Raw genomic sequence first — 985 nt, 5'->3', positions numbered from 1 at the left:
CGACGGCATCCGCCTTGAAGACCTTCTCACCGACGAGCAGAAGGCCGGTGTCACCAACCTGAAGATAACCGGCAGCCTCGCCGAGGAAGACTATGCCTACTTGCGCAACTCGCTTTTCTTGCAGCTGGACACACTCGACCTGCTTGACGCCGACATAGACACGATACCAAGCAATGTGTTCAACTGGGAAAATGTGAAAGGCGTATTGGACCATCCGATTTTCAGGGTGGTACTTCCAAAAACATTGAGGCATCTGGCTGACTATTCATTAAATATGGGAGACGCGAGCATCGTATTTGAACTTACCGGCCCGTTCCCCACGCTTGGCAAATATGTATATGAAGGGGAAAGTGGAAGCCGGAGCCGTATAGAGCCGTCGGCAGACAACGTGGCATACAAGACGACACCAATCTATATGTATTCGACAGATGGCTCGGTGCTTTATTTTGCAGATATCAATAGAATGTATGAATCACCTCAATACGGTGTGCGCATTATATATCAAAATGCGTTTGAGGACTGTTGGACATCAGGTAAGTTCATCCTGCCGGCATCTGTCGATTCTATTGGCGACAGGGCATTTGCCGATTTTCAGATGCCGATTCCAACCGGACATTACGACCCGCCGAAATTTATTTGTGAAGCTGTGACCCCGCCGAGGTTGGGAAAAGATGTATTCTTGAATGCAGGATATGATAGTGGCCGTCCTTTTGAAATATATGTGCCGGATGAGAGCGTCGAACTCTATAGGAATGCCGACGGATGGAAAGACATGGTTATATGGGGAATCCTTGCTGATATAGAATCTGTTCGGGCTTCATCGAAGGCCGTGCTGGACATAGACTGTTCAAGAGAAGCTTATATATTGCAAGCAGACAAGGTAATCTCCCACGCTGCCTGTTATAATGCAGCAGGGCAGACTATTAGGTCGTTGGCTTTTTGTGCAAATTCTTTTATCTTGGCAAAGAGCGAAATCCCTGGCCCA

At 47.9% G+C, this 985-nt stretch carries 1 pseudogene; it reads left to right on the top strand.

Annotation, left to right across the window (positions count from 1 at the left end):
- Positions 1-985, top strand: a pseudogene (locus M3089_RS15720) (leucine-rich repeat domain-containing protein); the annotation flags it as partial.

The organism is Marseilla massiliensis, assembly GCF_023336985.1.
GTDB lineage: Bacteria > Bacteroidota > Bacteroidia > Bacteroidales > Bacteroidaceae > Prevotella > Prevotella intestinigallinarum.
The sequence above is the reverse complement of the archived record's forward strand: the minus strand, read 5'-3'. Positions and strand labels throughout refer to the sequence as shown.